Genomic DNA, 19,191 nt, shown 5'->3' with positions numbered 1-19,191 from the left:
AGAACGACCCGCGCCGATCCTCGCGCGGCGCGGCGGCACGAGGGGAGCGGAAACCGACACGGTGTTCGAAAGTTCGCCTGCGGCGTACGGACCGGACATCTCCCGGTCACCCGACGCGGCCTTCTCGCGCGGGTCAGCGGACATCGGGACCACGTCCTCGACCGAGTCGGCTGTACAGGAACGGTGCGCCGAACACCGCCGCCATCAGGCACACCAGGGTGAGTGCGTAGAACCAGACCGGTGGCAGCGGCGGCGAGTCGCCGGCTTCGACCGATCCGGCGCTGACCGGCCCGCCGGGGCCGGACTTGTCGCCGCCGGCCACGACTTCGCCGGTGCCCGGGTCGAGGGTGGCCCCGCCGCCGGTGTCCGGCCCCTGGGTTGCGCCGGTTCCGCCGCCGGCGGCTCCCGGCGCGTCACCGGGCTTGGGCGTGTTGCCGCCGGTGCCGTTGGTGTTGGTGCCGTTGTTGTTCTGGTTGTTGGCACCGCCCGGACCGCCCTGCTGGGGCTGTTGTTGCTGCTGCTTCTGCTCCGGCGGCACCCAGGCCGGGTCGAAGGTCGGGTTCGGGCAGGCGTCGTGGTCCGCCTTGGTCGGCTTGTCCAGGTTCGCCGGCAGTGCCCCCGGGTCGGGCGCGCCGGGGATCGACTTGATCGCGTCGTAGCCGAAGCTGACCAGCTTGGGGGGCAGCGGCGAGTATCCCAGCCGTGGCGCCTGTCCCTGCCCGGCGCACAGGAAGTACTTGATGAACTTGCCGAGCGTTTCGCCCTTGGACTCGTCGAAGGAGAACTGCTTGGCGGCCGGCACGATCATGTAGCTGTAGCTGGAGATCGGATAGGCGCGCTTGTCCGGGTTGGTGTAGACGTCGTCGAGGATCTGCGTGCTGTCCGGGTTCAGCCGGGCCTTGGTGAGCGCGATGGACACCGCATCCGAGCTGGGCTGGGTGTAGACGCCGGCGACGTTCTTGACCGAGGCGACCGGGAATTGCCGCTGGATCGCGTAGGCGGTCTCGACGTAGGTGATCGCGCCCTCGCCGTATCCGGCCGCGACGTAGTTGGCCACGCCTTCGGAGCCGGCCTGCGCCTTGGTGGCTCCCTTGACCGGGAACTCGGAGGTCATGCCGCCGGGGAAGAACGGCCGCCAGATGTCGTTGACCTGGTTGGTCAAGAAGGCGGTGAACTGCGCGCTGGTGCCCGAGCCGTCCGAGCGCACGACCGGGGTGATCGGGGTGGCGGGCAGGGACAGGGCCGGGTTGTCGTCCTTGATCGCCTTGTCGTTCCACACCCTGATCTGGTTGGTGAAGATCCCGGCGATGGTGCGCGGCGACAGTTGGAGGTTGCGCACCTGTTGGCCGCGGATCTTCAGGTTGTACATGAACGAGGTACCGCCCGCGACGATCGGCAGGTACTTGAACTTGGTGTTGTCGGCCTGCAGGCGCGCGAGTTCGTTGGTCGCCTGCCCGGCCCGGTCGACGTAGTTGCCTTGGAAGGGGATCTCCGAGACCGCGAAGTCGACCAGGTGGCTCATGAAGTCGTTGCGTCCGGCGGTGGATCCGTTGGGGGTGTAGTCGACCGCGAGGCCGCGGGCGGCGACGTCGGCCGACCACTGCATGGTCGCGGGCGAGCTCCAGGTGGAGCCGCTGCCGTGGATGCCGGCGGCGGCCGAGGCGGTGCCGGACGGCAGGACGAGCAGGGGGACGGCGAGCACGGACGCGATCGCCACGCGTAGCAGATGCGCGGGCAGGCGCGTGGTCCTGGTCATGAAGTGGGCTCCGGGGTAAGGGACTTGGTGGCGGCGCCGGCGCGGCGCCGCTTGCGGCGTCCGGACTCGCCGGGGGCGCGACCGCCGATCAGGCGCGCGAGGGAGAACAGCACGAGGACGATGAGCAGCAAGGTCACGGCGGCGCCCCACGCGAGGGAGTTGAGCTCGTCGCTGGGCGACTTGTAGTTCACCCAGATGAAGTACGGCAGGGAGGTCTGCACACCGCTGAACGGGTCCCAGTTCATGCCCGCGCCGCCGCCCGCGACCAGCAGCACGGGCGCGGTCTCGCCGACCACGCGCGCGCAGCCGAGGATGACGGCGGTGACCAGGCCGCTGCGCGCGGTGGGCAGTACGACGTTCCACAGGGTGCGGAACTCCCCGGCGCCCAGGGCCAGCGACGCCTCACGCAGGCCGTTGGGCACCAGGCGCAACACCACCTCGGTGGCGCGGGTGACCACCGGCATCATCTCCACCGACAGCGCCAGGCCCGCGGCCAGGCCGCAAAAGCCCTGGCCGAGCGAGATGACGAAGAAGGCGTAGACGAACAGGCCGGCGACCACCGAGGGGATCGCGGTCATCGCTTCGACGACCACGCGCACCACGACGGCGAACCGGCCGCCGACCTCGTTCATGTAGATCGCGGCGATCACCCCGAGCGGGACGCTCAGCAGGATCGCGATGCCCATTTGTTCGAAGGTGCCGACGATCGCGTGTGCGGCGCCCACCGAGACCCCGTGCGGGCTCAGCGCGCTGAAGTGGCGCTGGGTGGCGGTGAAGAAGTCCGTGTTCAGGATGCGGCCGAAGCCCTTGACGAAGACGTAGCCGATCACGGTCGCCACCGTGCCGACCATCAGGGCCGCGCCGGTGGAGATCACCGCGCCGGCGACCCGGTCGCCGGCGGCCACCCGGTCCAGGCGCATGTGGGTGGCGATCGCGTACAGCAGCAGGAAGCTGAGGTAGGCGGTGATCAGGTAGCCCTGCCAGCCGGCGACCGGCAGGATCCGCCCGTACAGCACCCACGCGAAGCTCGCGCCGGCGACCATGGCGCCGAGCGCGACGCCGATGTCGTCGGGGGCGACCCGGCGCAGCGCCACGCGGGCCTGCTCCGGTGCTCGCGGCGCGGACGCGGGCGGCGGCGCGTCGGGTCCGGGCCGAACGATCGGCTCGGTGACGGTCATCGTCGTGGATCCCCTCGGTGGTGGGTCTGGTGGAGCCGTGGGTCGCTGTCGGGAGTTCGGTGGACCGGGACGCGATGTCCCGGGGCTCGGTGTCTCGGGTCGCGGTGTCGGGTCCCGTCGGACCTCGGTCAGATCTCGGTGGACTTGCCGCTGCGCGAGCGGGCGACCAGGACGCCGGCGACGGTGTTCACGGCGAGCGTGAGGACGAAGAGCGCGAGGCCGGCGGCCATCAGCGCGGAGATCGACTCGGTGTCGGCCTCGCCGTACTTGAGCACGATCAGCGACGAGATCGTCGAGCCCTGGCCGTCGAGGATGCGGAACGAGAAGTCGGTGTTGAACGAGATGATCATCGCGACGGCGATGGTCTCGCCGAGGGCTCGACCCAGGCCGAGCATCACGCCGCCGATCATGCCGCCGCGGCCGAACGGCAGGACCACCGCGCGGATCACCCCCCAGCGGGTGGCGCCGAGCGCCAGCGCGCCCTCCTTCTCGCCGACCGGCGCCTGGCCGAACACCTCGCGGCTGACCGCGCAGCAGATGGGGATGACCATCGTGGACACCACCACGCCGGAGATGAACAGCGAGGAGCTGAACTGGCTGTCCACGAAACGGGCCTTCACGTCGATCGTGCGGATCTCGAAGATCGGCAGGAAGTCGAAGTTGGTGGCCAACCACCGGCTGACCGGGATCAGTTGGGGTTGCAGTACGAAGAATCCGAAGATGCCGTAGATGATGCTGGGCACCGCGGCCATCAGGTCGACGATCGAGGTGAGCACCCCGCGTAGACGTCGTGGGGCGAACTCGGTGATGTACAGGGCCGCGGTGAGCGCGATGGGTACCGCGACGATCAGCGCGACGATGGCCACGAGCACGGTTCCGGTGAGCAGTCCGCGTACACCGAAGGTGCCGCCCTTGGGCTCCCACGCGTCCTCGGTGAGGAATCCCCAGCCGGCCCGGTCGAGCGCGCTGCTGCCCTGGTAGAGCAGGTAGCCACCGATCGCGGCGAGCAGGGCCAGGACCAGCATCGCGACACCACGCGTGATCCAGCGGAACACGTGGTCGGCCCTGGTGCGACGGACCACGATCCGGCGGGGCCGATCGAGCAGCTCCGGCGATTCGGGGGCGAACACGGTCGGGTGTGCCATGGGTTGCGGCTCCTGGAAGCGGGTGGCGAACCGATCTGACCGTTCGTCAGACGGCCGGCGATCAAGCCGGAAACCCCTGCCTGGAGACAACCAGAGCGCAGCCCCCGGGCAACTGTCCGCTACGGAAACAACCGGTGCCGAGGGTGTACGGCAGACGTCGTGTCCGTGCCGCACGGGTGCCGGAGTATCCGGTTTCCGTTACAGGCGCGGCCCGTTCGTGTCGGCGCCTTGTGCGGCCCGGTGCCGTTTCCCTGCCGGACATCCCACCACGATCGGGCCGCCGGCAGCGTTGTCGGCGTCGGCCACTGCGGGTCGACGGCCAGCAAATGCCAAGAGAGAGTTGAGACTTCGAATGTCCAGCGTCTTCAGCATGCGCAAGACCGCCACCGTTTTGGGCACCGTCGGTGCCGCCATGGCGCTCGTCGTCGGCGCCAACGCGTCGGCCAACGCCAACACCTACGTCAACGCCGGTTCCGACACCCTCCAGAACGTCACCCAGGCGCTGACGACGGAGTACGCGGCGAACGTCGATCCCAATGGCAACGACTGGGTGACGGTGAACGCCGGGATAGCCGCCGGTGGCATCAACACCGGCAAGGCCGAGTGCAACACGCAGTACGGCGCCGGCACCGGCCACGCGTGGCCGAACGGTTCGGGTGACGGCATCAAGGCGCTGCTGGACCAGCGTGCGGGCACGAACGCCAAGTGCCTCGACTTCGCCCGTTCCTCGCGCGGCCCGAAGACCGGCACCGCCGAGACCACCCTGACCTTCGAGCGGGTCGCCGGCGACGCCGTGACCTGGGCGACCAAGAAGGCCGGCGCGCCGACCAACCTGACCCGGGCGCAGCTCCAGGACATCTACCACTGCAACATCACCAACTGGAACCAGATCCCGGGCAGCACCGTGTCCGGCGTGATCCAGAAGCACATCCCGCAGGCCGGCTCCGGCACCCGCTCGGAGTTCCAGGACAAGGTGCTCGGCTTCGACCCGACCGCCGCCTCCAACGGCGCGTGCGCCGCCACGGTCATCCAGACCGCGCAGGAGAACCGCGGTGACGCGCCGCAGATCACCTCCACCGACGCGATCATCGCCTACTCGGCCGCGGCCTACGGCGAGCAGACCACCCCCGCCTCCGGTGTGCCGAACCACACCAACGGCTTCAAGCTCGGCAACATCGACTCCAAGGCGCCGAACGCGACCGGCTTCGTCGGCAACCGCTCGGTGTACTTCGTCTACGACCCGCAGAACGGCACGGCGGCCAACGCCAACGTCGTCGCCTTCATCAACTGGGCCAAGAACCCGGCGCAGCGCCCGATCTGGAACACCTTCGGCTTCGCCGTCTGAGCCACGCCCGATCGGCATCGCATGACATGACGTGATCGGCAGCGGGCCGTCTCGGATCGGCGATTCGAGACGGCCCGTTCCCGCCCGCCGCGTCAGGTGTCTCCACCGCACGAATGGCTTTCGGCTCGGCAACATCGACGGCAAGGTTCCCGGGCAGACCGGACGGAACGGCACCGACCCGAGCGCCTCCCGGCAATCGCGGCGTCTACTTCGTCCATTACCCGATCATCGACGCGGAAACGGTCGCCGTCATCACGTGGACCTGTGCCCCGCATCAACGGGCGATCCGGGCCACGTAGGGGTTCATGCCCTGAACCGTGTGGTGGGCCCGCGCCCTCGAGTCCGCCGATCCGGCCCTCCGCACACGTCGCGGAAGAACTGTTCACCCTCCGGTGGCGGATCGCTCATCCGTCCGCCATCGCGAGCGTCCGACGTTTCCCCCGCGGATGCCCAACAGGCCGCCGCGTGCTGTTTTGCTCGAACCCACCGACCCCGGAAGGGCATTCTTCATGAAGCTCCGTCGTCTGCTCGCGCTCGCCGTCGCGGTTCCGGCCGCGTTCGCGATCGCCACCGTGCCGGCCGTCGCCGAGGACGCCGCTCCCGCCGCGCCCGCGACCGCCGCACAGGGCACCGTCACGGTGAGCCCGCTGTACGGTCCGGCCGACAGCACCGGCAAGGCGACCGCCCGGGCGAGCGTGCCGTGCGGCCCGGACGCGACCAAGTTCCGCTTCGTCCTGCGTTCGCCCGGCGCCAACGAGCGTGTGTTCGGCGGCTCGTTCCTCGGCACCGCCCTGCCGGCCGACAAGGTCGCGGACACCGCGGTCGTCGGTCAGCGCGCGCTGTTCCCGGCGGGCTCCGCCGCCCAGGAGGGCGTCGCGCACAAGCTGGTCGCGCAGTGCTACACCTTCGACGCCGACGGCGCGCTGACCATCACCGAGCCGGCGTCGGTCGACCTGCGCGTCAACAGCGGTGTGTGGACCTCGCTTTCGCCCGAGGTGCGCGCGCTGCCGACCAAGATCGGCGCGCTGCGCTTCGGTCTGGTCCTGTTCCGCGGCTTCGCGCCCGGTGACCGCGTGGACGGCGTCGTGCGCGCCGCCGACGGCACCTCCACCCCGGTCTCGCTGCAGCCGCAGATCACCCCCGACGGCACCTGGGGCGGCGCGCTGCTGACGCTGCCGGCCAACCTGGCCGACGGTTCCTACACCCTCGTGCTCTCCGGCACGAACTCGCACGCGACCTCCTCGGTCGCGATCACCCTCGACTCGTCCCGCCTGTGGTGGTGACGCGGCGTCGGTGACACGCCTTGGGCCATCGGGATTCGTCCCGGTGGCCCACTTGCCGTCCGTCCCCGTTTCCTTTATTTCTCAACGGAGTTGACCAGATGAGCCTAAGACTCGCGCGCGTGCTGGCATCGTGCGGAGCCGGGCTGCTCGTGCTGTCGGCGCTGCCGGCGATCGCAGCGGCCGCCGACGGCGGTACGCCCGCGCCGACGATCGTCGTCGACCCGGGGACCGGTGGGGCCACCACCAAGGTGACGTTGAAGGCCACTGCGCCGTGCCCGGAACCGGCGACGAACTACCGGTGGGTCGTCACCGGCGGCACCTTGACCGCACCGAGGTTGATCGGTGGCACCACGGGCAACCCCTTGCCCCCGGACCGAATCCCGGTTCGGGAGAGCCCGATCCAGCTCTTCCTGACCGGCACCGTCTTGGACGGTACGTTCAAGTTGTCCTCGGAGTGCATGGACAACGCCGGGAATGTGCTCAAGGAACTCGCGGCGGTCGATCTCAGCACCGCCGACGGCCCCGACGGCAAGGCGTGGACCGTGGCGGCCCCGCCCACCACCGCGCCGCCGACCAGCACGCCCCCGACGACCACGCCGCCGACCACCACGCCGCCCGGTGGGTCGGACGAGGTGCTGGTGCTCAATCCCACCACGGGGCCGATGGACCAGAAGACGACCATCACCTCCTCGAAGGCGTGCCCGACGACGGCGACCTCGGCCCTGTTCCAGCTGAAGCTTCCCGGCCAGGAGTCGGAGCAGCGTATGGGTGGCTTCACTCCCCTGCCGCTGCCCGCCGACCTCAAGCCCGTCTACCCGAACAAGAAGATGTTCCCGGGCGGCGCCGCCACCACCGGCAACTACCACATTCGCGCCCAATGCCTCGATGCCGGCGGAGCCATCGTGGTGGACGACCTCGCTCGCGTCGACCTGCTGGCAACGGATGGCACGTGGAAGGTCGTCGAACACGCCACTCCGGCCGGCACCTTCGACGATGAGATACGAATCCCGGACGCGGGCCCCGTCGCGGCGCGCCTGAGCCTGTCCGGCTTCCCCGCGGGTGAAGACTTCAAGGCCGTCATCACCAAGTCGGGTGACGCCGCCTTCCCGTCCGTAGAGCTGACCAAGGCCAAAACGGACACTATCGGTGCTTATGTCAACAACCAGCTCATCTTCCCTCGTGACGGCGCCACCTGGATCGACGGGAACTACACGGTGACGGCCACGGCCACCCCGTCCGGCACGAAGGTCGAGATTCCCTTCAAGCTGCTGCTGGTTCACGCCGGCGCCACCAACGGCTCGACCGCCGGCACCACGACGGGTACGACGACAGGCACCACGACGGGTACGACCACCGGCACCACCACAGGGACGACCACGGGCACCACCACAGGGACGACCTCCGGGACCACGGCCGGTGACACCGCCGGCACCACGACCGGGACGACCACGGGGACGACCACGGGCACCACGACCGGAACGAGCACCGGGACCAGCTCGGGCAGTTCGGCCGGGACCGGTAACGGTGGCGGGGGCGGTGGGCTCGCGCACACCGGGGCGCTGCTCGACCCGCGGCTGCTCGGCACCGCCGGTGGCACGTTGCTGCTGATCGGCGGCGTCATGTGGTACCGCGCCCGCGGCAGCCGCAGCGCGCTGCTCGCCGGCAGCGGCACCTTCGGCGAGGGCGACGAGGACACTCCCGCGACCGCCTGACGAGGAAACACACCGCACGGCCGCCTGCGACACCCGGGCGGTGGGGTGAGAAGGGGGCTCTGTCGCAGCGCACGGGCTGCGACAGGGCCCTTTCCCGTCCCCCGGGCCGTCGGGCCCTCGGCTCAGCCGAGTTGGGGCATCACCTCCGAGGCGATCAGTTCCAGGTGGTCGAGGTCGTGCAGGTCCAGGATCTGGAAGTAGATCCGGGTCGAGCCGACCTCGGCGAAGCGGCCGATCCGGTCCACCACTTCGGCGGGCGAGCCCGCGAGACCGTTCTCCTTGAGTTCGGCGGGCTCGCGGCCGATCGTCGCGGCGCGCCGGGACACCTCGGCGTCGTCCCGGCCCACGCAGGCCACGAGGGCGTTGGACAAGACCAGGTCCTCGGCCTTGCGGCCGTGCTCGACCAGGGCCTCGCGGACCCGGCCGAACTGCTGCGCGCTGGTTTCCACCGACGCGAAGGGGATGTTGAACTCGTCGGCGAAGCGGGCCGCCAGCGCGGGCGTGCGCTTGGCGCCGAGGCCGCCGACCAGGATCGGCGGATGCGGACGCTGCGCGGGCTTGGGCAGCGCGGGCGAGTCGGCCAACGAGTAGTAGCGCCCCTCGTAGCGGAAGTCGGCGCCGACCGGGGTGTCCCAGAGCCCGGTGACGATCTCCAGCTGCTCTTCGAGGCGGCCGAACTTCTCGCGCGGGAACGGTATGCCGTAGGCGGTGTGCTCCTCCTCGAACCAGCCCGCGCCGATGCCCAGTTCGACCCGGCCGCCGGACATCGCGTCGACCTGCGCGACCTGGATGGCCAGCACGCCCGGCAGTCGGAAGGTCGCCGCCGTCATCAGTGTGCCCAGACGGATGCGCTTGGTCTCGCGGGCCAGTCCGGCCAGGGTGATCCACGCGTCGGTGGGACCCGGTAGGCCGTCGCCGCTCATGTGCAGGTAGTGGTCCGAGCGGAAGAAGGCTGCGAAGCCGAGGTCTTCGGTGGCCTTGGCCACGGTCAGGAGTGTGTCGTAGGTCGCGCCCTGCTGGGGCTCGGTGAAGATACGAAGATCCATGCGCCCATCCTCTCCCGAGAGCGCGGGACGCGTGCGAGGCGAGGACGCGAAGCACCCCGGACCCGATCATGCGAGCCGCGCGGGAAAGGGCACCACGCGCGCCGAGCCGCGCCGTCGCCGCTGGGGAATCGCCGGGGCGTGCCGGTGCGGTTGACCCGACCAGGCGGCGCTCTCCTCGGCCGCACGCAGCCTGATCAGGTTGCGGAAGACGATCGCCCAGGCCGCCGCGCAGGCCCGGCGCTCGGCGGGCGCCAACCGCGCCCAGTCCGCGCAGGGACTGCCCGCCACGCCCTGTCGGGCCAGCAGGGTGAGCACCTTGGCCGCCCGACCCAGCACCCGGGCGGCGCCCGCGATCGGCACGCCGGCCGGGTCGCCTCCGGGCAGCGGGACGACCGTGTCGGCGGCCGAGCCCGCGACCCGGGCGACGATCTCCCGCGCGTCGCCCAGTTCGTCGGCGACCCGACACAGGCAGCCGCCGCGGTCCGGCTTGCCGCTCCAGGCGTGTACCACTTCCTGCACGGTGTGCAGGGCGAGCGCGACCGCGGTCAGCGCGCGTGGCGTGGAATCGACCGTGGCCAGCTCGTCGTCCAACTCGGCGAAGGTCTCGATGGTGTGCATGGTGATCGCTCCCTCGTGCGGTGCCCGTCCGGCTCGTCCGGAGTTCGGCCGGTGTGTTCCGACGACTCCAGGTTGCGCCCGGGGAGCGGACGGATCGCTCGCCATCGAACAATCTGTGGACAACCAAGCGTATTTCGGCAGGGTTTCACTCGTCGGAGTGATGTATTCCAGAGTTGTCCACAGGGCTTCTGCACGCAGGGTGACCACTGTGCCAACCTCGTCGTTTCCCGAAGGGGTGTCGCGATCGGCCTCGGGCGAGCGTCGAGTTCGCGCCGGCCGCGATCCCCGAGGGCGATCGGCGATCCAGCACAGATCAAGGGGGTGGTGGCATGTCCCGCACCGACGGCGGCGGCGCGAGCGGCTACGCGGTCGACACGGCCGAACTGCACGGGTTGGTACGACGCCTGCACAACATCGGAGCCGACTACCTGGCACCGGGCTGTGCCGCCGAGCCCGGCCGGGTCACCGACCACACCGCGCTCGACACGGAGGCGCTGGGACGGTTCCCCGGCGCCGCCGAGTTGGCCGACCGGCATCGCCGCGCCGCCGCGCGGATGGTCGACCTGTTGACCGAGATCCGCGCCGAGTTGGCCACGACGCGGGTCGAACTCGGCCGTACCGCGGACCGGTTCGCCGACACCGAGACCGAGGTCGGCACCCTGCTGCGCGCGGTGGCGGCACGGTGAGCGCCGGTGACAACACGGATCCGTTCGCGGCGATCCACGCCGCCCGCCCCGGTCTGGTCGGCGCGGCGGCCGACGGGTGGCGCCTGGCCGCCGCGCGGTTGACCGAACTGCGGGACGAGTTGGCCGAGACCGCCCGCCTCGGCACGCGGGTGTGGTCCGGCGGCGGCGCCGAACGCTTCACCGCCCGCTGCCACGCACTGGCCGACAGCGCGGATCGGCTCGCCGGCCAGGGCACCGCGCTGCACGAACACCTCACCGAGGCGGCACATGCCCTTGCCCGGGCCCAGAAGAGCGCCACCGACCCGAAGGCCGCCGAGGTCGCCATCGCGCAACTGGAGGGCACCTACCGCGACTTGGGCGAGCGCCTGCCCCTCCTGCCGTGCACTCCCGCCGACACCGCGCCCAGCCGACCGACCACCACGCTCCCCACCACCACCCCGGCCGACGCACCGCCTCCTAGCCGACCATGCGCCACGACCGCTCCCCCGAGCGGCGACCCGGACATCGCCGCCTCGGCTCCGACCGCGACGGAGGCGGCCGTCGCGGATCCGACTCCCCCGCCGACACCCGTCGATCCGACCACCCCCTGCGCGCCACCGACGCCCGACACACCCGCGGCGCCTCCGCCCGCGCCCCCGGCGCAACCACCACCGCCCACCGCCCCACTGGCCACGTGCATCGCCGCCACCACGCCACCACCGCCACCGACCACCCCGCCGGCGCCGGGACCACCGCCGATCACCTGCCCACCACAAGCCGCGATGCCCACCCCGCTGACACCGGCCGTCGTCGGAACCCCGCTCCCCCGCGATCCCCGCCCGGTACAGCCGGCCGGCATCGGCCCGCGTCTGCGTCAGGCCGCCCCACCGCCGTCGCCCCCGATCGCCCCGGTGACCGGCATCCGGATCGCCCCCGGCCTGCGCGGCGGCGCCGGCGACCACCCGGCGGCCACACACGACGCCGCACACACCGCCGACCCCGTCACGACCGTCCTCGGCGGCACCACCCACGACGGCACGCCCACCACGCCCACATCACCCACGTGGGTGACCGCCCCCACCACGGGCGGCACCCCCACCACCCCGGCCCGCCCCCGCCGGAGCAACCGCTACGCCACCCACCCGGCCCAAGCCTGGTCGACCTCGGAAGAACCCCCCGAGGAGCGCCCCTGAAGACGACACGGACAAAGGCCGAGCCGGGCACAGACCCGAAACACAGCCGCAACCCCGGAAGCAAACGGAAATGGGGACGCGGGCGGGGTGAGGACGCAGACACAGGCGCGGGTGGGGGCGCAGACACGAGCGCGGACGTGGACCCGGGCGCAACATGCGACATGCGACACGCAGACCGAGGCATCCATACGCCGCATAAACACGGCCACCCGCTCAAGCGCCGATCCCGCCCCGCCCCGGCAAACGATCAAGCCGCCCCGGCCCTGCCGGGGCGGCCCGATCGGCGGCGCCACCGAGGCGTCGTCGTCCTCCGGTCAGCGGCGGCCGCGTGCGCCCTCTCGCTTGGCTGCCCGAGGCGCCGGTTCCAAGATCGCGACCGACTCGATGTGGTGCGTGTTCGGGAAGAGGTCGAACGAGCGCAACGACCGGAGCTTGAAGCCCGCGCTCGCGAAGTAGGCCACATCGCGGGCCAGTGCGGCGGGGTCGCAGGCGACGTAGGCGACCCGGCGCGGGGTCAGGCGCGCGATGCGCTCGACGACCGCCTTGCCCGCGCCCGCGCGCGGCGGGTCCAGGACCACGATGTCGGCGCGGCGCAGGAAGCCGGGTCGGCTCAGCACCTTCTCCACCGTGCCGACCTCGAAGCGCGCGCCCGGCACGTCCCGCAGGTTGTGGATCGCGTCCTCGACCGCCTGCCTGGAGCTCTCGATGCCGATGATCGTGTCGCTGTCCGCGAGCCGCTCGGAGAGGGCACCCGCGAACAGCCCGACCCCGCAGTACAGGTCGAGCGCCAGATCGCCCGGCCGCGGCTCCAAACCCTCGACGACGGCCGCCACGAGCACGTCGGCCGCGGCCGGGTGCACCTGCCAGAAGCCGCCGCCCGACACCTTCCAGGTCCGTCCCGCGGCCACCTCGCGCACCGCCGGCCGACCGTGCACCTTGCGTACCCGGCCCTTGTCGTCGGCGCGGAACACCGACACGGCCCGGTTCAGCTCGACGATCGGCATGCGCCCGTCCGCGCCCTCGGCCGGCACCACGGTGACCGCGCGGTCCAGCGAGCCGGTCGCGGAGACCGCCTCGATCGACGCCACGCCGGGCCACTCGTGCGCCTCGATGCCCAACTCCTCGACACCGGGCGCCGCGATCGGGCACGCGTCGATCGGCTGGACGTCGTGCGAGCGGTGCTTGCGCAGTCCCGCCCGGCCCGTCGCCGGGTCCACCGCGAACTGCACTCGCGTGCGCCACCCCAGGCCCTCGGGCTGCCCGGGCGGGCTGTCCACGGCCTCCACCTCGACCTGTACGTCGACCTTGCCGAGCCGCAGCAGCTGCTCGGCGACCACATCGCCCTTGAGTCGCCGCTGCGCGGCGGGCGTGGCGTGCTGCCAGTCGCAACCGCCGCACATGCCGGGCCCGGCCACCGGGCACGCGGGCGTGATGCGATCCGGCGACGCGTGCAGCACCTCGACCACGTCTGCGCGCAGGAAACGCGACGTCGGCCCGCCGTCGGTGATCTCCACGACGGCCCGCTCGCCCGGAAGGCCGTGCCGAACGAAGATCACACGGCCCTCGTGGCGAGCGACGCAGTGCCCACCGTGAGCAACCGGGCCGATCTCGACCTCGTACCGCTCACCCCGCAGGGACTGGTCCGACTCGGGGGTGGTGGATCCGACAGACACGGCACTCCTCGCACAGCTCGTACAACGTCGATGAAAACAGTCGATGAAAACAACGGGCAGCAGACGAAAAACCAGGGGCCGAACACAACCGACGCACGACAAGGGACCTCGGATGCCCCGCGGCCGACCACGCCCAGGCGCGCACACCGACACCACGACGACACAAAGAAAGCGCCTCACGGAGGTGGGCGCGGCTTCCAGGATAGTCCCTACCCGAAGAACCCGCGCCCACCGTCACCACACACCGTCACGACCCACCCGAACTCAGGACGCTCCAGCCCCGGACCCCGGGCCCGAGCCCGACCCGGACCCCGAGCCCGACCCGGACGCAGAGCCCGGCCCCGAACCCGAGCCCGGCCCACCCCGCTTCCCGTCCCCACCCCGAGGCGTCCGCGCTGGCCCCCGCCGCACCGACCCCGGCGCCACCCAGGCCTTCGGCTCCTTCAACCGCTCGGACGACTCCAACTGCCACGGCACCGACGTGACCATGACCCCCGGCGTGAACAACAACCGCCCCTTGAGCCGCAGCGCACTCTGGTTGTGCAGGATCTGCTCGTACCAGCGGCCGACCACGTACTCCGGGATGTACACGTTCACCACATCGCGCGGGCTGGACCGACGCACCGACTTCACGTACTCGATCACCGGCCGGGTGATCTCCCGATACGGCGAGTCGAGCACCTTGAGCGGCACCTCTATCCCGCGCTCGTCCCACTCGCGCCGCAGTGCCTCGGTCTCGGCCGGGTCCACGTTGACCGTGACCGCCTCGACCACGTTCGGCCGCGAGTAGCGCGCGTACGCCAGCGCCCGCAGCGAGGGCTTGTGCAGCTTGGACACCAGCACGATGGCATGCACCCGCGAGGGCAGCTTGGTGTCGTCCATCTCCACGGCCGCCAGCTCCGTGGCCACCCGGTCATAGTGTCGCCGGATCTGCTTCATCAACAGGAACAGCACGCCCATCGCGGCGATCGCGATCCAGGCGCCCTGCACGAACTTGGTCACCAAAACGATCACCAGGACCGCGCCGGTCATGCACAGGCCGAAGGCGTTGATCACCCGGCTGCGCATCATCCGCCGGCGCTCGGCCGGTTCGGTCTCGGTCTTCAGGTGCCGGGTCCAGTGCCGGATCATGCCCGCCTGGCTCATCGTGAAGGACACGAAGACGCCGACCACGTACAGCTGGATCAGCTTGGTGGGCTCGGCCTCGAACGCGACGATCAACACGATCGCGAACGCGGCCAGCATGATGATGCCGTTGCTGAACGCGAGGCGGTCGCCGCGCGTGTGCAGCTGCCGGGGCAGGTAGCGGTCCTGGGCCAGGATCGAGCCGAGCACCGGGAAGCCGTTGAACGCGGTGTTCGCGGCCAGGATCAGGATCAGGCCGGTGACCGCGAGTACGAGATAGAACAGCGGCGACGCGAACGTGCCACCGAAGACCGCGTCGGCGACCTGCGCGACCACGGTCTTTTGTTCATATCCGGCCGGTGCCCCCTGGATCTGGCTCTCCGGGTTCTCCGCGAAGCGCACCTTGGTCATGTTGGCCAGCGCCAGCATGCCCATCAGCATGGTCACCGAGATGGTGCCCATCAGCAGCAGCGTGGAGGCCGCGTTCTTGCTCTTGGGCTTGCGAAACGCCGGTACACCGTTGCTGATCGCCTCGACACCGGTCAGCGCCGCGCACCCGGAGGAGAAGGTGCGCAGCAGCAGGAACACCAGCGCGAAGCCGCTGAAGCTGTCCTCGGCCTCGATGTGGAACCCGGCGCTCTCGGCCTCCATGGTGGCGCCGGTGGCGCCCCGGATCAGGCCGAACAGGGTCATCCCGAGGATGGCGGCCATGAACGCGTAGGTGGGGACGGCGAAGAGCTTGCCCGACTCGCGAACGCCGCGCAGGTTCATCGCCATCAGCAGCAGCACCAAGCCGACCGCCAACAACACCTTGTGTCCCTCGAGCGCGGGCACCGCGGAGGCCATGTTGGCGACGCCGGAGGAGACCGATACCGCCACGGTCAGCACGTAGTCGACCAGGAGCGCGCTGCCGACCGTCAAACCGGCGTTGGGACCGAGGTTGACGTTCGCGACCTCGTAGTCACCGCCGCCACTGGGATAGGCGTGGACGTTCTGGCGATAGGAGGCGACCACGGTCAGCATGACCACGACGACGGCCAGACCGACCTTCCACGAGAAGTGGTAGGTCGCCATTCCCGCCATGGAAAGGGTGAGCAGGATCTCGTCCGGCGCGTACGCGACGGAGGACAGTGCGTCGGAGGCGAAAATGGGCAGCGCGATGCGCTTCGGCAGGAGCGTCTCGGACAGCTTGTCGCTGCGCAAGGCTCTGCCGACAAGGATGCGCTTGGACAGATCGGTCAGTCTTGACACGCAGGTGATCGTAAGCCCATCGACTTTTGCCGGGCCGGGGGCATGCCGTAAGGCGTCCACGTGTAACGTCTCGGCGAGGTCTGCCACCCTGGTAACACCACAAACGAGCATCAGACCGGGCACAACGGACCAAATCCGGAAGGACGGCCGTGCACATCGTCATCATGGGCTGCGGGCGCGTGGGATCCACGCTGGCCCAGACGCTCGAGGAACTGGGGCATTCGGTGGCGGTCATCGACCGCGATCCCTCCGCGTTCCGCCGGCTGGGGTCGCACTTCTCCGGCCGCCGGATCAAGGGCATCGGTTTCGACCAGGACACCCTGCGCGAGGCCGGTATAGAAGAGGCCGGCGCGTTCGCGGCGGTCAGCAGCGGCGACAACTCGAACATCATCGCGGCGCGCGTCGCGCGCGAGACGTTCGGTGTGGAGAACGTGGCCGCGCGCATCTACGACCCGCGCCGGGCAGAGGTGTACGAACGCCTGGGTATCCCCACGGTGGCCACCGTGCGCTGGACCGCGGACCAGATGTTGCGCCGGTTGTTGCCCAGTGGCGCCGAACCGCTGTGGCGCGACCCCTCCGGCAGCGTGCAACTGGCCGAGGTGCATGTGAACTCGGCGTGGGTGGGGCACCGCATCACCCGGCTCGAACAGGCATCGGGCGCCCGGGTCGCCTTCGTCACCCGTTTGGGCGAAGGCATCCTGCCGACCTCCGAGACCGTGATCCAAGAGGGCGACCTCGTGCACGTGGTCATGCACCAGGCGGATGTGGCCGCCGTCGAGGCGGCCTTCGAGAAAGCACCGGAGGAGGGCTGATGCGGGTCGCAATCGCGGGCGCCGGCGCGGTGGGTCGCTCCATCGCCGCGGAGCTGTTGGAAAACGGCCACGAGGTCCTGCTCGTCGACAAGGCACCGGACGCCATCAAGGTGGACAGCGTGCCGCAGGCCGAGTGGCTGCTCGCCGACGCGTGCGAGATCTCCTCGCTGGACGAGGCCGCGTTGCAGCGCTGCAACGTGGTGATCGCGGCGACCGGCGACGACAAGGTGAACCTGGTCGTCTCGCTGCTGGCCAAGACCGAGTACGGCGTGCCGCGCGTGGTCGCCCGGGTGAACAACCCGAAGAACGAGTGGTTGTTCAACGAGGCATGGGGCGTGGACGTCGCCGTGTCCACGCCGCGCCTGATGTCGGCTCTGGTCGAGGAAGCGGTCAGTGTCGGCGACCTGGTCCGCCTGATGCGGTTCAGCCAGGGCGATGCCAACCTGGTCGAGCTGACCCTTCCGGGCGACGCCGCCCTCGTCGGCACGCGCGTCGGCGACGTGGCGTGGCCCGAGGACACGGCGCTGGTGACGATCATCCGCGAGGGCCGGGTACTGGTCCCGGGCAAGGACGACTCGCTGGAGGCCGGCGACGAACTGCTGTTCGTCGCGGCGCCGCACCGCGAAGAGGAGCTGGAGGAGCTGCTGTCGGCCTGACCGACGGCAGTGCCGGTCCTACCGGCGACCGGCTCCGATCCGTCGGATCCCGGCGGGGCCGTATCGCCCGGGCCCACCTCACCGCACCGGAGAAGCAGCCGCACGCAACCACCCCGCGCCTGCTTCTCCGGCACACCCGTGCCGCACGGCACCGGGATCCGCCCGCCAAGTCCTAGGCGGCGGCCAGGTCGCCGAGGATGTGGTCCGCCTCCTCGCTGAACGCACGCGCGATCGGTTCCTTCGCGTACGGGCGCAGCCGCCTGCGGAAGTCCGCCAGGAAGTCGTTGCATTGGGTGGACGACAGGTTGCCCGTGATCCGCAGCGCCTCACCGGCCTTGGCGCACGCCGCGTCGAGATCGCCCTGGGCCAGGTGCGCCGCGGCCATGAACGTGGTGTCCTGCGCACACCGACGGGTCGCGCCGGCCCGGCGCAGCTTCATCGACGCGCCCGCGAAGCCGTGGATCTTGTCCGGCAGGCCCAGGTCGCGGTGGCTGTGCGCGAACTCGTGCTGCAACTCGGACTCGTCGAAGTAGTTGCACCACGACGGGTCGTCCTCGACCGCGTTCGCCGCGTCCAGATGCCGCTCGGCCGTCCCCATCGCCCGCTCGCACGCGCGCCGGTCGCCCAGCGCCGCGTAGCCCCGCGCCTCCATCGAGGCCACGATCGCGCGCGCCCGCGGGCCCAACCGGCTCCCGCCGCCCTGCTCGGCGGCCCGGGCCAGCTGGACCGCCTCCCACCCGTGGCCCAGATACACCGCCTGGCAGGCCATGTTGGCCATCACATACGCCCCGTACGCCGGGTCGTCGGCCGCCTGGGCCAGCCGCAGCGCCTGGATGTGATAGCGCTGGGCGAGCGCGTGCCGGCCGGAATCGAACGACAACCACCCCGCCAACTCGGTGAGTTCGGCCACCGCCCGGAACAATCGGCGGCCCACCTCCTCGCCGTAGGAGCCGGCCAACTTGGTCCGCGCGACGCCGTTGAGGTGGTGGACCACGGTGTCCCGCAGATCCCCGCCGCCCTGGGCACGGTCGAGTCGGCGAAACGCCAGGACGGTCTGGTGGATGCGTAGTACGTCTGCGTCGCGCACCGTGGTGGGGCCGTGCGAGGCAAGCTGCTCGGGCTCGCCCTCGGCCCCGGATGCGGTCGACCAGAACAACGCGGGAGCGGCGAACGCCCCGGCGCCGAAGGCCGTGTTGGCCAGGAAAGTACGGCGGTTCATGTCTCTCTCCGACAATTCGGCCACGGCGTGTCTGACTTCGGCCGCGGTCCGGGCGACGATCAGCCCGTCGAAGGGGTCGGGGGTCGGTGGTCGCCGATCACGCAAGCCGAGGTCCGCGACGGTCAGTTCGCAGCCCAGACGTCGGCCCAGGGCCTCCGCCAACAGCTCGGGAATCGGCCACCGCGGCTGCGCGCCTTCGAGCCATCGGGCCACCGAGGTGTGGCTGCACCCGAGGTGCAGCCCGCGGCGCTCGGCCACCACGTTGACCCAGCGGGCCAGTTCGCGCCGGGAGAGACCGGCTTGTGTCACCAATGCGATGAGGTCACCGTTTCCGGCCACCGTCCCCGCCTCCTTCGTCCACTGGAGGTCTAACGGGACGCTAATCGCACAGTTACGGGATCATGCGGTAATGACTGATTCGACCGCAGCTGGTCCAAATTCTCCGGGATCGACCGGAGTTCTCGGCAGGAATGATCACTCGAGCGACCAATTCGGCAAATCTTCCGATAATAAA

Annotated in this window: 15 protein-coding genes; 7 read left to right on the top strand and 8 right to left on the bottom strand. The window is 70.6% G+C overall.

The window, feature by feature from the left end:
- Positions 1 to 133: 133 nt before the first annotated feature.
- The 3 genes from ACWGR4_RS00170 to pstC all read right to left on the bottom strand — a co-directional run bounded on the left by ACWGR4_RS00170 (position 134) and on the right by pstC (position 4,079).
- Positions 134 to 1,756, bottom strand: coding sequence for a phosphate ABC transporter substrate-binding protein PstS (locus tag ACWGR4_RS00170; RefSeq protein WP_452134053.1), 1,623 nt, complete (start codon positions 1,754 to 1,756; stop codon positions 134 to 136).
- A complete protein-coding gene (pstA, locus tag ACWGR4_RS00165) occupies positions 1,753 to 2,934 on the bottom strand; it encodes a phosphate ABC transporter permease PstA (protein ID WP_379996252.1) in 1,182 nt (393 codons plus the stop codon). Before pstA ends, ACWGR4_RS00170 begins: the two co-directional genes overlap by 4 nt.
- 128 nt (positions 2,935 to 3,062) lie before the next feature.
- Positions 3,063 to 4,079, bottom strand: coding sequence for a phosphate ABC transporter permease subunit PstC (gene pstC / locus ACWGR4_RS00160; RefSeq protein ID WP_452131732.1), 1,017 nt, complete (start codon positions 4,077 to 4,079; stop codon positions 3,063 to 3,065).
- Between the two features lie 370 nt (positions 4,080 to 4,449).
- On the opposite strand from pstC, the gene ACWGR4_RS00155 reads away from it, so the two are divergent.
- From ACWGR4_RS00155 to ACWGR4_RS00145, 3 genes are all read left to right on the top strand, one after another.
- Positions 4,450 to 5,424 carry a PstS family phosphate ABC transporter substrate-binding protein gene (locus tag ACWGR4_RS00155; RefSeq protein WP_379996248.1) on the top strand — a complete coding sequence of 325 codons (975 nt, stop codon included), beginning with the start codon at positions 4,450 to 4,452 and terminating at the stop codon, positions 5,422 to 5,424.
- Between the two features lie 509 nt (positions 5,425 to 5,933).
- A complete protein-coding gene (locus ACWGR4_RS00150) occupies positions 5,934 to 6,707 on the top strand; it encodes a hypothetical protein (protein ID WP_452131731.1) in 774 nt (257 codons plus the stop codon).
- A gap of 20 nt (positions 6,708 to 6,727) precedes the next feature.
- Positions 6,728 to 8,419, top strand: coding sequence for a hypothetical protein (locus ACWGR4_RS00145; protein WP_452131730.1), 1,692 nt, complete (start codon positions 6,728 to 6,730; stop codon positions 8,417 to 8,419).
- A 122-nt stretch (positions 8,420 to 8,541) separates the two neighbouring features.
- Here the strand turns inward: ACWGR4_RS00145 and ACWGR4_RS00140 are convergent, their stop codons facing one another.
- Complete coding sequence (locus tag ACWGR4_RS00140) at positions 8,542 to 9,465, bottom strand: LLM class F420-dependent oxidoreductase (RefSeq protein WP_452131729.1); 924 nt, start codon at positions 9,463 to 9,465, stop codon at positions 8,542 to 8,544.
- A 66-nt stretch (positions 9,466 to 9,531) separates the two neighbouring features.
- Positions 9,532 to 10,083, bottom strand: coding sequence for a hypothetical protein (locus ACWGR4_RS00135; protein ID WP_452131728.1), 552 nt, complete (start codon positions 10,081 to 10,083; stop codon positions 9,532 to 9,534).
- A 329-nt stretch (positions 10,084 to 10,412) separates the two neighbouring features.
- On the opposite strand from ACWGR4_RS00135, the gene ACWGR4_RS00130 reads away from it, so the two are divergent.
- Complete coding sequence (locus tag ACWGR4_RS00130; protein WP_452131727.1) at positions 10,413 to 10,769, top strand: hypothetical protein; 357 nt, start codon at positions 10,413 to 10,415, stop codon at positions 10,767 to 10,769.
- The gene (locus ACWGR4_RS00125; RefSeq protein WP_379996235.1) at positions 10,766 to 11,941 is read left to right on the top strand and encodes a hypothetical protein; all 1,176 of its coding nucleotides are present in this window, start codon (positions 10,766 to 10,768) and stop codon (positions 11,939 to 11,941) included. The genes ACWGR4_RS00130 and ACWGR4_RS00125 overlap by 4 nt, the downstream gene beginning before the upstream one ends.
- Before the next feature lie 314 nt (positions 11,942 to 12,255).
- Here the strand turns inward: ACWGR4_RS00125 and ACWGR4_RS00120 are convergent, their stop codons facing one another.
- Together ACWGR4_RS00120 and ACWGR4_RS00115 are read right to left on the bottom strand one after the other, a co-directional pair.
- Entirely contained in the window at positions 12,256 to 13,614 is a 1,359-nt protein-coding gene (locus ACWGR4_RS00120; RefSeq protein WP_452131726.1) for a class I SAM-dependent RNA methyltransferase, read from the bottom strand.
- Between the two features lie 264 nt (positions 13,615 to 13,878).
- Positions 13,879 to 15,990 carry an APC family permease gene (locus tag ACWGR4_RS00115; protein ID WP_379996119.1) on the bottom strand — a complete coding sequence of 704 codons (2,112 nt, stop codon included), beginning with the start codon at positions 15,988 to 15,990 and terminating at the stop codon, positions 13,879 to 13,881.
- Positions 15,991 to 16,139: 149 nt separating this feature from the next.
- Between ACWGR4_RS00115 and ACWGR4_RS00110 the strand changes: the two genes are divergently transcribed.
- Positions 16,140 to 16,802, top strand: a complete 663-nt coding sequence (locus tag ACWGR4_RS00110) for a potassium channel family protein (RefSeq protein WP_379996117.1) — start codon at positions 16,140 to 16,142, stop codon at positions 16,800 to 16,802.
- Positions 16,802 to 17,458 carry a potassium channel family protein gene (locus ACWGR4_RS00105; RefSeq protein WP_078974936.1) on the top strand — a complete coding sequence of 219 codons (657 nt, stop codon included), beginning with the start codon at positions 16,802 to 16,804 and terminating at the stop codon, positions 17,456 to 17,458. Before ACWGR4_RS00110 ends, ACWGR4_RS00105 begins: the two co-directional genes overlap by 1 nt.
- 172 nt (positions 17,459 to 17,630) lie before the next feature.
- Here the strand turns inward: ACWGR4_RS00105 and ACWGR4_RS00100 are convergent, their stop codons facing one another.
- Positions 17,631 to 19,016 carry a transcriptional regulator gene (locus ACWGR4_RS00100; protein WP_379996115.1) on the bottom strand — a complete coding sequence of 462 codons (1,386 nt, stop codon included), beginning with the start codon at positions 19,014 to 19,016 and terminating at the stop codon, positions 17,631 to 17,633.
- Between the last annotated feature and the right edge of the window lie 175 nt (positions 19,017 to 19,191).

Source organism: Embleya sp. NPDC055664 (assembly GCF_053618075.1).
Note: the sequence above shows the minus strand (reverse complement) of the source record. Positions and strands in the feature narration are given on the sequence as shown.